Annotated in this window: 13 protein-coding genes; 6 read left to right on the top strand and 7 right to left on the bottom strand. The window is 70.0% G+C overall.

Annotated features, from left to right (window positions below):
- The first annotated feature begins 21 nt into the window (after nucleotides 1–21).
- A complete protein-coding gene (locus BR85_RS13680) occupies nucleotides 22–348 on the top strand; it encodes a hypothetical protein (protein ID WP_028497172.1) in 327 nt (108 codons plus the stop codon).
- A 267-nt stretch (nucleotides 349–615) separates the two neighbouring features.
- Nucleotides 616–1,947, top strand: coding sequence for an HNH endonuclease (locus tag BR85_RS13675; RefSeq protein WP_028497171.1), 1,332 nt, complete (start codon nucleotides 616–618; stop codon nucleotides 1,945–1,947).
- A gap of 44 nt (nucleotides 1,948–1,991) precedes the next feature.
- Here the strand turns inward: BR85_RS13675 and BR85_RS13670 are convergent, their stop codons facing one another.
- On the bottom strand, nucleotides 1,992–2,951 hold the full coding sequence (locus BR85_RS13670; protein ID WP_051526405.1) for an intradiol ring-cleavage dioxygenase: 960 nt from the start codon (nucleotides 2,949–2,951) through the stop codon (nucleotides 1,992–1,994).
- Between the two features lie 97 nt (nucleotides 2,952–3,048).
- Here BR85_RS13670 and BR85_RS13665 point away from each other — a divergent pair, with 97 nt between their 5' ends.
- Entirely contained in the window at nucleotides 3,049–3,993 is a 945-nt protein-coding gene (locus BR85_RS13665; protein WP_028497170.1) for a phosphoribosylaminoimidazolesuccinocarboxamide synthase, read from the top strand.
- A 99-nt stretch (nucleotides 3,994–4,092) separates the two neighbouring features.
- Nucleotides 4,093–5,433, top strand: a complete 1,341-nt coding sequence (locus BR85_RS13660; protein ID WP_028497169.1) for a uracil-xanthine permease family protein — start codon at nucleotides 4,093–4,095, stop codon at nucleotides 5,431–5,433.
- Between the two features lie 206 nt (nucleotides 5,434–5,639).
- Here BR85_RS13660 and BR85_RS13655 read toward each other — a convergent pair whose 3' ends face one another.
- The 5 genes from BR85_RS13655 to BR85_RS13635 form a co-directional block, all read right to left on the bottom strand.
- Nucleotides 5,640–6,653 carry a LacI family DNA-binding transcriptional regulator gene (locus BR85_RS13655; protein ID WP_028497168.1) on the bottom strand — a complete coding sequence of 338 codons (1,014 nt, stop codon included), beginning with the start codon at nucleotides 6,651–6,653 and terminating at the stop codon, nucleotides 5,640–5,642.
- Between the two features lie 9 nt (nucleotides 6,654–6,662).
- Nucleotides 6,663–8,120, bottom strand: a complete 1,458-nt coding sequence (locus BR85_RS13650; protein WP_028497167.1) for a GH1 family beta-glucosidase — start codon at nucleotides 8,118–8,120, stop codon at nucleotides 6,663–6,665.
- 32 nt (nucleotides 8,121–8,152) lie between these two features.
- A complete protein-coding gene (locus BR85_RS13645) occupies nucleotides 8,153–9,073 on the bottom strand; it encodes a carbohydrate ABC transporter permease (RefSeq protein WP_028497166.1) in 921 nt (306 codons plus the stop codon).
- Nucleotides 9,070–10,125, bottom strand: coding sequence for a carbohydrate ABC transporter permease (locus BR85_RS13640; RefSeq protein WP_028497165.1), 1,056 nt, complete (start codon nucleotides 10,123–10,125; stop codon nucleotides 9,070–9,072). Before BR85_RS13640 ends, BR85_RS13645 begins: the two co-directional genes overlap by 4 nt.
- 77 nt (nucleotides 10,126–10,202) lie before the next feature.
- Nucleotides 10,203–11,483 (bottom strand): ABC transporter substrate-binding protein, encoded by a 1,281-nt coding sequence (locus BR85_RS13635; RefSeq protein WP_028497164.1) that lies wholly within the window; start codon nucleotides 11,481–11,483, stop codon nucleotides 10,203–10,205.
- 232 nt (nucleotides 11,484–11,715) lie between these two features.
- On the opposite strand from BR85_RS13635, the gene purS reads away from it, so the two are divergent.
- Entirely contained in the window at nucleotides 11,716–11,961 is a 246-nt protein-coding gene (purS, locus tag BR85_RS13630; protein WP_028497163.1) for a phosphoribosylformylglycinamidine synthase subunit PurS, read from the top strand.
- A complete protein-coding gene (gene purQ / locus BR85_RS13625) occupies nucleotides 11,958–12,665 on the top strand; it encodes a phosphoribosylformylglycinamidine synthase subunit PurQ (protein ID WP_028497162.1) in 708 nt (235 codons plus the stop codon). Before purS ends, purQ begins: the two co-directional genes overlap by 4 nt.
- A gap of 51 nt (nucleotides 12,666–12,716) precedes the next feature.
- Here purQ and BR85_RS13620 read toward each other — a convergent pair whose 3' ends face one another.
- Nucleotides 12,717–13,148 carry a DUF1761 domain-containing protein gene (locus tag BR85_RS13620; protein WP_028497161.1) on the bottom strand — a complete coding sequence of 144 codons (432 nt, stop codon included), beginning with the start codon at nucleotides 13,146–13,148 and terminating at the stop codon, nucleotides 12,717–12,719.
- Nucleotides 13,149–13,186 lie beyond the last annotated feature (38 nt).

Below are 13,186 nucleotides of genomic sequence, written 5' to 3'. Positions count from 1 at the left end.
CGGTGGGGCTATCGTGCGGGCATGACGGATGCCACGGCGCGTGCCCTTTTCGATCCGATCGCCGATGCGTACCTGAGCCGTGCGGACGTCGACATGGGACCGATGTTCGGGAGCGAGGGTCTGCGGATCCGGGGCAAGGTGTTCGCCTTCGTCGGGCATCGCGGCGACCTCATAGCCAAGCTTCCGGCGGAGCGCGTGACGGAGCTGGAGGCGTCCGGTGTCGCGCAACGCATGGTCATTCGCGAGCGGATGCTGCGCGAGTGGGTGATCGTCGGCGTGGAGCACGGGGATCTGTGGCGGCCGATCGTCGACGAGGCGTTCACGTTCGTGGACGGGATTACGCCGTAGAGAGGGTTCGTGGCGTTGGGCGCCTGGCGCACTTGGCTCGCGCAGCGTGGTAGGGCGCCGTTGCCCAGGGCCGGGTTTCGCGCGCGCCGTCGCCGGCACCCAGCTCACACCGGCGGTTGCAGTCACGAGCCGCAGTCCCGCACCTTTTGGCCAGCGCAGCCCGCTGTTTGCGCCTCGCCTTCTCCCCACGCGGGCACGCGGCGCGCTTCTCCACAGCGGCTCCCATCGCCAGCGCGAGTGTCGTAGGTATGTTCTAGTCTCGGAGCTATGGAAGACACCCTCACCGGCATCGCGGAAGCGCTCGCGGCGCTGGCCGCAGCCGGTGGAGGCCGCGCGCCGGAGGCGATGACGCCGGGCGAGCTGATCGCGGTGAACAATGCCTTCGGAGTGCTCAAGCGGCACGTGGATGCGGCGTTCGCCCCCGTCGCCGCCGAGATCGCCCGGCAGTCGCGCGCCGAGCTCGGTCGCGACTCCCTCGCCCGTGTCCAGGGCTTCCGGACCCCCGCAACGCTCATCGCGGCGACGACCGGGACGACCGTCGGCGATGCGATCCGCATCGTCCAGGTCGGTGAGGCCACTGCCCCGCGCCGCGCGCTCACGGGTGAGGCCCTGCCGGCCAAGCACCCCCACGTGGCAGCGGCTCTGCACGCCGGCGCGATCGGCGTCTCGGCATCCTCTGCGATTGTGACGCTGCTCGACCGCGTCGCTGTGCGCGCCGATGCCGACGCGCTCGCGCAGATGGAGGAGCGGCTCGTCGCTGCGGCCCCCGGTCTGCGTCCCGACGAATTGCAGAAGCTGCTGGTCCGCGCCGAGGCGCTCCTCGATCCCGACGGCGTGGAGCCGCGCGAGGCCGAGCTGCGCGCCGACCGCTCGCTGCTCATCCAGGAGCGGGACGGCATGGTTCTCCTGACCGCGCGGCTCGACCCGGAGACGGCGGCGCCGGTCAAGGCCGCGATCGAGGGGCTCGTGACCGCGGCGATCCGCCGCAACGAGCAGGCCGACGACGCGGAGGCCGACCAGCGATCCGTGCGGCAGATGCAGGCCGACGCACTCGGCGACATCTGCCGGCACGCTCTCGGCTGCGCGCAGCTGCCGACCCTGCCGACGACGACCGTCGTCGTGCGCATGAGCCTGGAAACGCTCCTCGACGGAGTGGGAACCGCCACGGTGGACGGCATCGATCAGCCGATCTCGGCGGTCGCGGCCCGGCGGATGGCGGCTGATGCCGAGGTCATCCCGTGCGTCCTCGGCGGCGACGGCGACATCCTCGACTGGGGACGCGCCAAGCGGCTCTTCACCCCGGCCCAGAAGCTCGCCCTCGGCGAGCGCGACGGCGGCTGCGCCTCCTGTGGCGCTCCCCCGGCCCGCTGCATCGTGCATCACATCCGATGGTGGGCGCGAGACGGAGGACCGACCGATCTCAGCAATGGCATCCTGCTCTGCACCGCATGTCATCACCGCATCCACGACGATGGCTGGGAGATCAGGGTCGAGGGCATGGGCGTCACGGCGCGCGTCTGGTTCGTCCCGCCGGCCTGGCTGGATCCTGCCCGACGGCCACGGCTCGGCGGCCGCGCCCGGTACGACCTCGTCAGCTGAGGCGTGGGGGAGAGCTCTGTCCTGGCGCCGGCACTGTCACAGCGTCACGGACGCGGGCCTCCGCCGCCGCCGGGTGCACCGCCGCCGGTGGGCGTCGTCCGGGTGTCGACGCGCACGGACAGGGAGGCGGTGTAGCCGGCATCCGCGGTGCCTGCGACGGTCGCCATCTGCAGCGCGGCGGCATCCTCACCGAAGACGTTGTCGGACTGCAGTGAGATCTGGCTGAGGTTCCGGGCGGAGCCGTCGTAGCCGCTGCCCGCGTACACGGTGTCGAGCATCGCCTGCGGGAAGGCCAACTGCGAGGTCGCGATTGCGCTCGTCGAGTCGGTGATCGACGCGACGTCGGGATACACCTCGAAGTGGATGTGCGTCCAGCGGCCGGTGTAGCAGCCCGGCACGATCGAGCGGAAGGTGACCGTGCCGTCCGCGCCGGCCACCTGCACGCCCCGGAGGTACGTCTCGTCCTGCACCCCGTCGGAGTACATCGAGTACCGGCCCTCCGCATCGCAGTGCCACGCGTACACCGCGACCCCCGCGAACGGGCGGTCGCCGCTCGCGGTGTCGGTGATCGCGAGGGTGAAGCTGAGCGGCACGCCTGCGGCCGTGGCTCCTCCGCCCAGGCTCGAGGTGATGTCGCTGCGGACGATGCCGGTGCGCTCCAGGACGTCCGGGCCGTTCGACCCGTCGCCCGGATACGGGCCGGCCGTCTCATCCGGGATCTCGCCGGACGGCAGGGCGGCGTCGGCGGAAGGCGTCGCGGATGGCGTCGGTGTCCCTGAAGCGGTCCCTGTGGCCGTCGGCCCGGAGCCGGTCGCCGACGGCGCGCACGCGGCCAATGCGGCGGCGCCCAGGCCGATGCCGACAAGGCTCAGGATGCCGCGGCGACTCACCAGGGTGCCGAGATCGAATGCGGCGCCCTGATCGACGACCTCCTCGTCGGCTCGGTGCAGCAGGCGGCCCTCGAAGGCGGGACCGTCCGGGGTCTGGTCGGGTTCGGGGATCATGCTCGAAAGTCTTCCGCACCGCCACAAGGGCATCCTCTCGGTCCCCTATGGATCGACGAAGACTCGGGCACCCGCCGCCGCAGTCGATAATGGGCAGGTGACGGATGCCACCCTCCCCCTGCCCGGCTGGACCCATGTGTACTCCGGAAAGGTCCGCGACCTCTACCGGCCCGAGGACGGCAGCGAGGACCGCATGCTCGTCGTCGCGAGCGACCGGGTCAGCGCGTTCGATGTCGTGCTCGAGCCCGGGATCCCCGGCAAAGGCACCCTGCTGACCACCCTCAGCCTGTGGTGGTTCGACCAGCTCTCCGGCGCCGACGGCGGCATCCGCATCCCCAACCACCTCGCCGCCTCCCACGAGCTCACCCTCGGCGCCGACGGCATCGCGAACACCGCGGACGACGTGCAGCGCCTCATCCCGGACGCCGTCGCGGGCCGTGCCATGGTTGTCAAGGCGCTCGCGATGCAGCCCGTCGAGTGCGTCGTCCGCGGCTACCTCACCGGCTCCGGCTGGGCGGAGTACCAGGAGAGCGGCACCGTGTGCGGCATCCCGCTGCCGGAGGGGCTCGCCAACGGCGACCGCCTGCCGGAGCCGATCTTCACGCCCGCCTACAAGGCGCCGATGGGTCAGCACGACGAGAACATCTCGTATGAGCAGACCGCCGAGCTGGTCGGCGCCGACCTCGCCGCACAACTGCGCGACGCATCGCTGGAGATCTACGCGCGGGCCGCGGCGATCGCCGAGGCCCGCGGGCTCATCCTCGCGGACACGAAGTTCGAGTTCGGCCTCGACGCCGAGGGCGTCCTCACGCTCGCCGACGAAGTGCTGACGAGCGACTCCTCCCGCTATTGGGATGCCGAGACCTGGCGCAGCGGTGCGACGCCCGCCGAGCGGATGGCCAGCTTCGACAAGCAGATCGTCCGGGACTGGCTCGCCGCGAACTGGGACAAGACCGGCACCGCCCCCACCCTTCCGGCCGAGATCGTCGAGCAGACGAGCGCCAAGTACCGCGAACTCCTCGCGCGCCTCACCGCCGCCTGATCCGGCCCGCACGCCGCCCCGCACGATGTGGCGGCTCCCAGGGAACTCCCAGAGTAGGGTGACAGCAGCATCCCCCACCCGATTCCGAGGAGCACCCCCATGCCCATCTGGACCCTGCACGGCGACGGCACGCACGTCGCCCCCGGCGCCGTCGTCAAGCCCGGCGAGCGTCTGAGCTGGCCCGGCACCATCGCCGTCGGCGCGCAGCACGTCGTCGCCATGTTCGGCGCGACCTTCCTCGTGCCGCTGCTGACCGGCTTTCCCGTCTCGACGACCCTGCTGTTCTCGGGAGTCGGCACGCTCCTGTTCCTCCTCATCACGCAGAACCGCCTGCCCAGCTACCTGGGATCGTCGTTCGCGTTCATCGCCCCCATCACGGCGCTCAACGACGGCTCGCCGCTGGAGACGCCGGAGCAGATCGGTCAGGCGCTCGTCGGCGTCGTGATCGCCGGCGTCCTGCTGGCCGTCGTCGGCTTCGTCGTGCAGGCGTTCGGCACCGGCTGGATCGAGAAGCTCATGCCGCCGGTCGTCGCCGGCGCCATCGTCGCCCTCATCGGCTTCAACCTCGCGCCCGCCGCGTGGAACAACTTCCAGACGCAGCCGCTGCTCGGCACGATCACGCTCGCGGCGACCATCCTCTTCAGCGTCCTCTTCCGCGGCTTCCTCGGTCGCATCTCGATCTTCCTCGGCGTCGTCGTCGGCTACATCGTGGCGCTCTTCCTCGGCGAGGTCGATTTCACCGCGGTGAACGAGGCCGCCTGGCTGGGCTTGCCGCAGTTCCACCTCCCGGCCTTCGGCGACGGCGTCGCGTGGGGCCTCGTCCCGATGTTCCTCCCGGTCGTGCTGGTGCTCGTGGCGGAGAACGTCGGACACGTCCGCGGTGTCGCGACCATGGCGGCCGACCCGTCGGTCAACAAGCAGACCGGGCGCGCGCTCATCGCCGACGGACTCGCGACGACCCTCGCGGGAGGCTTCGGCGGTTCGGCGACCACGACCTACGGCGAGAACATCGGCGTCATGGCCGCCACCCGCATCTACTCGACCGCCGTCTACTGGGTCGCCGGCGCCATCGCGATCGTCCTGGCGTTCTCGCCGAAGATCGGCGCGGTCCTCTTCACCGTCCCCGGCGGCGTCATCGGCGGCGTCACGACGGCGCTGTACGGCCTCATCGGCGTCATCGGCATCAAGATCTGGGTCGACAATCAGGTCGACTTCTCCCGCCCGGTGAACCAGTACACCGTCGCGGTGTCCTTCGTGCTCGCGATCGCGGGCTACTCGATGAACTGGGGCGCGCTGACCTTCGGCGGTATCGTCCTCGGCACCGTCGCGGCGCTCGTCATCTACCACGTCGGCAACGCGATCGCGCGGGCGCGCAAGACCGGCGCCGACGACGGCGGACCCATCGTCCCCATCGGCCAGCTGGGCGGCGACCCGCAGTAGCCCGCGCACACCCGGATGCCGGTGGCCCGTCGTTCATGCGAGCGATGGCCACCGGCATCCCCTCGTTTCGGGGCGCCTCCGCAGCAAACTGCAGGATGCCGTGTGACGGATGGGGCGCATGAGCCTCCCCCGCCCCACGGGTCACACTCGATCCTGCAGATCGCACCGAGCCGGCGACCCGGACGAGCCACGGCCTCCCGGCCGACTCAGGCCGAGTCGCGGACGACGAGCTCGGTCTCGAGGATCGTGACGTGCGGCGGGGTGCCGCCGGCCAGGAGCGACAGCAGGACGTCGGCCATCCGCTCGCCCTGTGCGTGCGAGGGCTGGCGCATCGTCGTGAGGTTCGGGCGCACGCTCGTCGCAACCGGGGAGTCGTCGAAGCCGATGATCGCCACGTCGTCCGGCACACGCCGTCCCGCGCGGGCGAGCGAGGCGAGCGCCCCGCGGGCCATGAGGTCGCTCGCGATGAACAGCGCGTCGAACTCCGCGCCGGAGGCGAGGATCCGCTGCATCGCCGCGCCGCCCCCGTCGGCCGTGAAGTTGCCGTCCTCCACGGCGACCTCTTCGAGCCCGGCGTCGCCGAGCGCCTCCCGGAACCCCGCGAGGCGGTCGATGCCGGCGGGCATCGTGAGGGGACCCGTGATGGTCGCGATCTTCCGATGACCCTTGGCGATCAGGTACTCCGTCGCGGCGCGCGCGCCGGCGAGGTTGTCGACGTCGACGTAGTAGTCGCGCTCCCGCTCGCGCACCGGCCGGCCGCCGTAGACGACCGGGACGGCCGCGGCGATCCGGTCGATGAAGGTGTCGCTCGTATGATGCGACACCACGATCGCGCCGTCGACGGCGCCGCTGCGCACGTACGCCGTCGTCTTGTCGCGCGGATCGTCGCTCGCGATGATGAGGTTGAGGACGTAGTCCGACCGGCTCAACCGGGCGTTGATCCCCGACACGATGGCGGCGAAGAACGGGTCCCCGAAGAAGCGGGTGGTGTCCTCGGGCACGACGAGGGCCAGGGCCATCGTCGCGCGACTCGCGAGCGAGCGCGCCGCGCGGTTGGGCACGTAGTTCAGCTCGGCGATGGCCCGCTGTACGGCCGCGAGCGCGGCAGGGCTCACGGCGGTCGACCCGTTGACCACGCGCGACACCGTCGACCGGGAGACGCCGGCGACGGCGGCGACTTCCTCGATGGTGGCGGCTGCGCGCGAGGTCTCGATGGTCACGGCGCTTCTCTACCTCAGTACGGGGACGTCGATCGCCCGGGCGGCGATGACCCGACGATACTCCAGCGCGCTGTCCTTGAGGGTGCGCTCCTGGGTGTCGTAGTCGACACGGATGATGCCGAAGCGCTTCTCGTACCCCCACGCCCACTCGTAGTTGTCGAGCAGCGACCAGTAGAAGTAGCCGCGGACGTCCACGCCGGCGGCGGCGGCATCCGCCACGGCACCGAGGTGTCCGCGCAGGAAGGCGACGCGGTCGGCATCGTGCACACGACGCTCGCCGTCCTCCGTCACGAGCTCGTCGTCGTAGGCGGCGCCGTTCTCGGTGACGTACAGCGCGGTCCCGGCCGGCGCGGCGTACTCCGTCGACACGCGCTGCAGCAGCTCGGTGAGCCCGGCGGGCTGCACCTCCCAGTTCATCGACGTGCGCGGGAGGCCCCGCTCGTGCCAGTGGATGCCCTCGTGCGAGGGGAACGGCGACTCGGCGCGACGGTCGGTGGGCGCATCGCCGGGCGCCGGCGGGTTCGGGTCGGGCCGGCCGCCGACGAATTCGCCGTGGTAGTAGTTGACGCCCAGCGCGTCGAGCGGCTGCGCGATCGTGGCGAGGTCGCCGTCCCGCGTCGCCGCGTCCAGCGCGTCGATGGCGCCGGCATCCACCGCGCGGATGTCCTCGACGGTGTCGGCCGGGTACGAGCCGCGGAAGATCGGGTCGAGGAACCACCGGTTGAACTGGCCGTCGATGCGGCGGGCGGCGTCGAGGTCGGCGGCATCCTGCGGGTTCGCCGGCTCGGCGACGGTGAGGTTCAGCGTGATGCCGAGGCTCAGCGACGCGTCGCGGGCGCGCAGCTCGCGCACGGCCTGTCCATGGCCGAGCAGCAGGTGATGCGCGGCGAGCACGCCGTCGGTCACGCTGTAGCGGCCGGGCGCGTGGATGCCGGCGGTGTAGCTGAGGAACGACGAGCACCAGGGCTCGTTGAGCGACGTCCAGTTCGCCACGCGGTCACCCAGTGCATCGTGCACGTCGAGCGCGTATTCGGTGAACCGGTCGGCCGTCTCGCGGACGGTCCAGCCGCCCCGCGCCTCGAGTGCCTGCGGGAGGTCCCAGTGGTAGAGGGTCAGCCACGGCAGGATGTCGGCATCCCGCAGCTCGTCGACGAGGCGCTTGTAGAAGTCGAGCCCCTTCGGGTTGAGCGGGCCCCCGTCCGGACGGACCCGCGACCAGGACACGCTGAACCGGTACGTGTCCAGGCCCAGGTCCTTCATGATCGCGACGTCGCCCTGGTACCGGTGATAGTGGTCGCAGGCGACGTCGCCGTTGTCGCCGTTGATGACGGCTCCGGGCAGGCGGCTGAACTCGTCCCAGATCGATGCCCGCCGGCCGTCCTCGAACGCGGCGCCCTCGATCTGGTACGCGGCGGTTGCCGCGCCGAAGAGGAAGCCCGCCGGGAACGCGCGCGAAGTATCGGTCATGTGTGTGGTGCCTTTCGTGAGCGGTCGGGGCGTCAGCCCTTGACCGCGCCTTGCATGATGCCGCTGACGAGCTGCTTGCCCGCGAAGATGAACAACAGCAGGAGGGGGATCGTCGCGAGGACGACGCCCGCCAGCACGACGGAGTAGTCGACGAAGTAGTTCGACTGCAGCAGCGACAGCGCGACGGGCAGCGTAGGGTTCTGCCGGTCGAGCACGATGAACGGCCAGAAGAAATTGTTCCACGACCCGACGAAGGTGAAGAGGAACAGCATGGCCGCCGCGGGACGGGCGGCGGTGACACCGACGGTCCAGAACGTGCGGATCATGGATGCGCCGTCGACGCGGGCCGCCTCGATGAGCTCATCCGGCACGGACTGGCGCAGGTACTGCGTCATCCAGAACACACCGAACGCGCTCGTGAGCGCCGGGATGATGATCGCGCCGATCTGGCCCGTCCAGCCCAGCTCGCTGAAGAGGATGTACAGCGGCACGACGCCGAGCTGCTGCGGCACCGCCATCGTGGCGACGACGAAGACGAGCAGTGCGGGGCCGCCGTGGAACCGGAGCTTCGCGAACGCCCAGCCGGCGAGGGTCGAGGTGATGACGACGGCGGCGGCGATGAGGAACGAGCTGTAGATCGAGTTCCACAGCGCCGGCCAGAAGTTCACGGCCGGGTTGTTCATGACCGCCGCCGCGTTCTCGAAGAAGTTGCCGCCCGGAATCCACGGGAAGGGCTTGCGCAGCGTCGTGGCGTCGCCTGAGCCGATGATGAACGACCAGTACAGCGGGAAGATCGCCGAGAGGAAGACGACGGCGAGCGTCGCGTACGCCCAGAAGCCGGGGCGCGACCCGCGGATGCGGATGCCCTTGCCGGCGCGGCGGGCCTTCTTCGCGTTCGGGATGTTCTCCTCGACGACCGCGAGGGAGGCGGGGGTGGTGCCGATGGTGCTCATCGCTGGGCCTCCTTGACCTTCTTCTTCGCCTCGCGGGCGGACTTCTTCTGCTGCGCCTTGCTGATCCCGCCGCGGAGCCCCTCGTCACGCACGAGCGAGCGGGTGATGAGCAGGTTGATGAGGCCGATGCCGAGGATGATGATGAACAGGATCCACGCCATGGCGGCGGCCCGGCCGAAGTTCCACTGTCCCCAGCCGATGTCGTAGAGGTACAGCGTGATGGTGAGCCACTGCTGCGCGGCTCCGCCCCGACCGAACTGGTCGAACACGCGGGGCTCGTCGAAGATCTGCAGGCCGCCGATCGTCGAGGTGATGATCACGAAGATGAGGGTCGGCTTGAGCGAGGGCATCGTGATGCTGAAGAACTGGCGGATCGGACCTGCGCCGTCGACGGTCGCGGCCTCGTAGAAGTCGCGGTTCACCGCCTGCATGGCCGCCAGCAGGATGAGGGCGTTGTAGCCCATCCAGCGGTAGTTGACCATCGTCGCGATCGCGACGTGGCTCCAGAATGGGTCCTTGTGCCACGGGATGGCGGGGATGCCGATCGTCTGCAGCCAGCTGTTGATGAGGCCGGACTGGTCGGCGAACATCGCGTTGAAGATGAGGCCGACGGCGACCGGCGCCACGACGAACGGCACGAGGACGCTCATCCGCCAGAACGTCTTGGCGCGGATGTTGCGGTCCAGCACGGCCGCGACGAAGATCGCGAGGATCAGCTGCGGGACGCTGGAGAGCAGGAAGATGCTGAACGTGTTGCGCAGCGCCGTCCAGAAGTGGGGCTGGCTCAGGATCCAGATGTACTGGTCGAAGCCGATGAACTCACCGGAGTTGCGGACGAGGTCCCAGTCCATGAAGGAGATGACCGCCGTGTACGCGATCGGGAAGAGCCCGACGACCGCGAACATGATGAAGAACGGCGAGATGTAGAGGTACGGCGAGAACTTCAGGTCCCACTTGCTGAGCTTCTGTGAGAACGAGATCACGCGCGGCTGGCGCGGGGGTGTGGATGCGGCCTCGGCGCGCGTCGCCGGTCGCGAATCGGTAGCGGTCACGATCGCCCTTCGGGTTCGGGTGGGATGCCCGGGGGTGCGGGCCTGACGGCCCGCACCCCCGGAGGGAGAGGGGGAGCTCAGAAGGCTCCGACCTCGTTCACCCAGGTGTCCCAGCTGGTCTCCTTGTCCTCGAGGCCGTCGAAGACACGGGTGACCGCGTTCTGCAGGGCGTCGTGGAACTGGAAGTACTTCTCGCCCTTATAGGTGGCGACCTTGACCGCGTTGGCGCGGTTGATGCCGATCTCACCGGTGGGGGCGTCGTTGAAGTACGGGTTGGTGAAGCCGGTCAGCTCGGCGCTCTCCTGCGCTTCGATCTGGCTGGGGAACGTACCCGCGTTGACGAAGGCCTTCGCCTGGGTCTCGGGAGCCGTCAGCCAGTCGGCCAGCTTCTGCGCCGCGGCGACGTTCTCGCCGTTGGCCGGGACGACGAGGTACGAGCCGCCCCAGTTGCCGCCGCCCTCGGGGAAGACGTCGGCGACGTCCCAGCCGGTGATGTCGGGGGCCTCACCGGAGATGATGCCGTGCATCCACGGCGGGCACAGCATCGCGGCGAAGTCGCCGTTGGCCATGGCGGCGTACCAGTCGTCGCTCCACTGTCCGGCGTACGCCGAGATCGGGATGGCCTTGTCCACGACGGTGTCGTAGGCGGCGCGGATGTCGTCGTTCTCGGTCGCGACGATGGTGCCGTCGGGCTCCTCGTACGCGATCTCGAGCTGGTTCACGAGGCCCTGCAGCGCGGAGTTGGCCGAGTCGATGAACGGCTTGCCGGTCTTCTCGACGTAGTCGGCGCCGACCTCGAAGAAGTCGTCCCACGTGGTGAACAGGCCGGCGACCTCTTCACGGTCGGTGGGCAGACCGGCCGCACCGAAGAGGTCGGAGCGGTAGCAGATGGCCTGCGGCCCCACGTCGGTGCCGTACGCCACGAGGTTGCCGTCGGCGTCGGTCGCGGCGGCTTCCTTCCAGTCCAGCCAGCGGCCCTTGAGGTCGTCGGGGACCGGAGCGACGAGGTCCGAGTACTGCATCATCTCGGTGAACCAGTCGACCTCGACGGCCTCGACGTCGGCGAGGCCGCTCTTGCCGAGCTTCTGGAAGAAGTTCGCGCGGGCGTCGTTGGAGGTCGCCGCCTTGTTGTGGACGACCTTGATGCCGGTCTCCTCCTCGAACTCCGCGAGGAGCTCGGGGGTGTAGCCGAAGTCGTTGAAGGTGGCGAGCGTGAGCTCGACCCCTTCGAAGTCGCCGTCGCTGCCGCTGGTCGGGGCGGGGGTGCTGCCGCCGCCGGCGCAGCCCGCGAGGACGATCGCCGACGTGGTCGCGAAGCCGGCCACGAGGCCGATGCGTCGCAGTGCGCGTGATTTCACGTGTCACTCCTTTGTGGATGTGGGTGATGCTGGGTGCGTCGGGTCGCATTCCCGTCCCAGGATGGGAGCGCTCTCACCGATTGATGGACACGTTATGGGATCGCTCCCACGCGCGTCAAGGGAGCGCTCCCACAGTCAGGTCACGGTTCGGTCACAAGCCGACGGGGGTCGCCGCACGAGCGGCCCCGTAGACTGGACGGCGCACCCCATCCCGCGACTCCTGGAGCCTCGAATGCCCACCATCGTCGTCGACGTCATGCCCAAGGCCGAGCTGCTGGACCCGCAGGGGAAGGCCGTCGCCGGCGCACTGGCGCGGCTGGGGGTCGACGGCTTCTCCGGTGTCCGCATCGGCAAGCGGTTCGAGCTGACCGTCGAGCGCGCCGATGACGCGACGCTCGAGACGGTCAAGAAGCTCGCGGACGAGATCCTCTCCAACGCCGTCATCGAGGACGTCGTGGGCATCGAGGTCGTCGAGTGACCGCACGCATCGGGGTCATCACGTTCCCCGGCTCCCTCGACGACGGCGACGCGCAGCGCGCCATCCGTCTCGCCGGCGCCGAGCCCGTCGCCCTGTGGCACGGCTCGCACGACCTCGAGGGCGTCGACGCCCTCGTCCTCCCCGGCGGCTTCAGCTACGGCGACTACCTGCGCGCCGGCGCGATCGCCGCGCTCGCGCCGATCATGGCCGAGGTGAAGGATGCCGCCGCCGCCGGCATGCCGATCCTCGGCATCTGCAACGGCTTCCAGATGCTCGTCGAGGCTCACCTGCTGCCGGGCGGGCTCATCCGCAACGCGCATCAGCAGTTCATCCGTCGCGACCAGCGCCTGCGCGTCGAGAACGCCTCGACGGCCTGGACGTCGCAGTTCGAGGTCGGGCAGGAGATCACCATTCCGCTGAAGAACGCCGACGGCGGCTACATCTGCTCCGCGGAGACGCTCGCCCGGATCGAGGGCGAGGGGCTCGTGGCGTTCCGCTACGTCGGGGTCAACCCGAACGGCTCGCTCGACGACATCGCCGGCCTGACCAACCCCCGCGGCAACGTGGTCGGCCTCATGCCGCACCCCGAGCACGCCGTGGAGCCGGGCTTCGGCCCCGACACCGCCGCCGCGATGCGTTCCGGCGTCGACGGTCTCGCGTTCTTCACCTCGGCGGTTGCGGCCGTCGTGGGCGCCGCGGCCTGACCCGCGCCGCGCGATACACGCACGGATGCCGCGCGCCGCGGCATCGGCCGGTCAGACGGTGCCCGCGGGTGGCCACACGCCGATGATCACCGACATCACCAGCACGAGCACCAGCTCGTAGGAGATGTTGAGGATCGTCAGCTGCGAGGGGCGCCCGGCGAAGACGTCGTGCGTGATGAAGCGACCGGCCGTGAAGCCGGCCCACAGCGTCAGCCCGGTCACGATCGCGGAGCCGAAGTAGGTGCCGCCGTAGAAGTGCCAGGCGATGGCGACCGACCCGGCGAGCACCCACGCGAGCAGGAACGCGAGGACGATCGAGACCAGGATCGGCAGCCACGACTGCGCCGAGGTCTCGGGATCGGCGACCTGCCCCCACTTCTTCCACCGGTCGCCGAACACGCGAGGCGTGTACCAGACCGACCCGATGACGATGGCGGCCACCGTCGCCAGCAGCACCGCCCAGTAGTTGATCTCCGGAAACATGCGCACCTCCTGGGGCGAGGATACTGGGCGCGCCCGTC

The sequence above is a fragment of the Microbacterium sp. UNCCL10 genome, assembly GCF_000746195.1.
GTDB lineage: Bacteria > Actinomycetota > Actinomycetes > Actinomycetales > Microbacteriaceae > Microbacterium > Microbacterium saccharophilum.
This window is presented reverse-complemented; position numbering and strand designations above follow the sequence as displayed.

Bases quoted from the DNA above. Each gene is read 5' to 3' on its own strand.
- BR85_RS13680 (WP_028497172.1), top strand. From the start codon at position 22: ATGACGGATGCCACGGCGCGTGCCCTTTTCGATCCGATCGCCGATGCG.
- BR85_RS13675 (WP_028497171.1), top strand. From the start codon at position 616: ATGGAAGACACCCTCACCGGCATCGCGGAAGCGCTCGCGGCGCTGGCC.
- BR85_RS13670 (WP_051526405.1), bottom strand. From the start codon at position 2,951: ATGATCCCCGAACCCGACCAGACCCCGGACGGTCCCGCCTTCGAGGGC.
- BR85_RS13620 (WP_028497161.1), bottom strand. From the start codon at position 13,148: ATGTTTCCGGAGATCAACTACTGGGCGGTGCTGCTGGCGACGGTGGCC.
- BR85_RS13645 (WP_028497166.1), bottom strand. From the start codon at position 9,073: ATGAGCACCATCGGCACCACCCCCGCCTCCCTCGCGGTCGTCGAGGAG.
- BR85_RS13650 (WP_028497167.1), bottom strand. From the start codon at position 8,120: ATGACCGATACTTCGCGCGCGTTCCCGGCGGGCTTCCTCTTCGGCGCG.
- purS (WP_028497163.1), top strand. From the start codon at position 11,716: ATGCCCACCATCGTCGTCGACGTCATGCCCAAGGCCGAGCTGCTGGAC.
- BR85_RS13660 (WP_028497169.1), top strand. From the start codon at position 4,093: ATGCCCATCTGGACCCTGCACGGCGACGGCACGCACGTCGCCCCCGGC.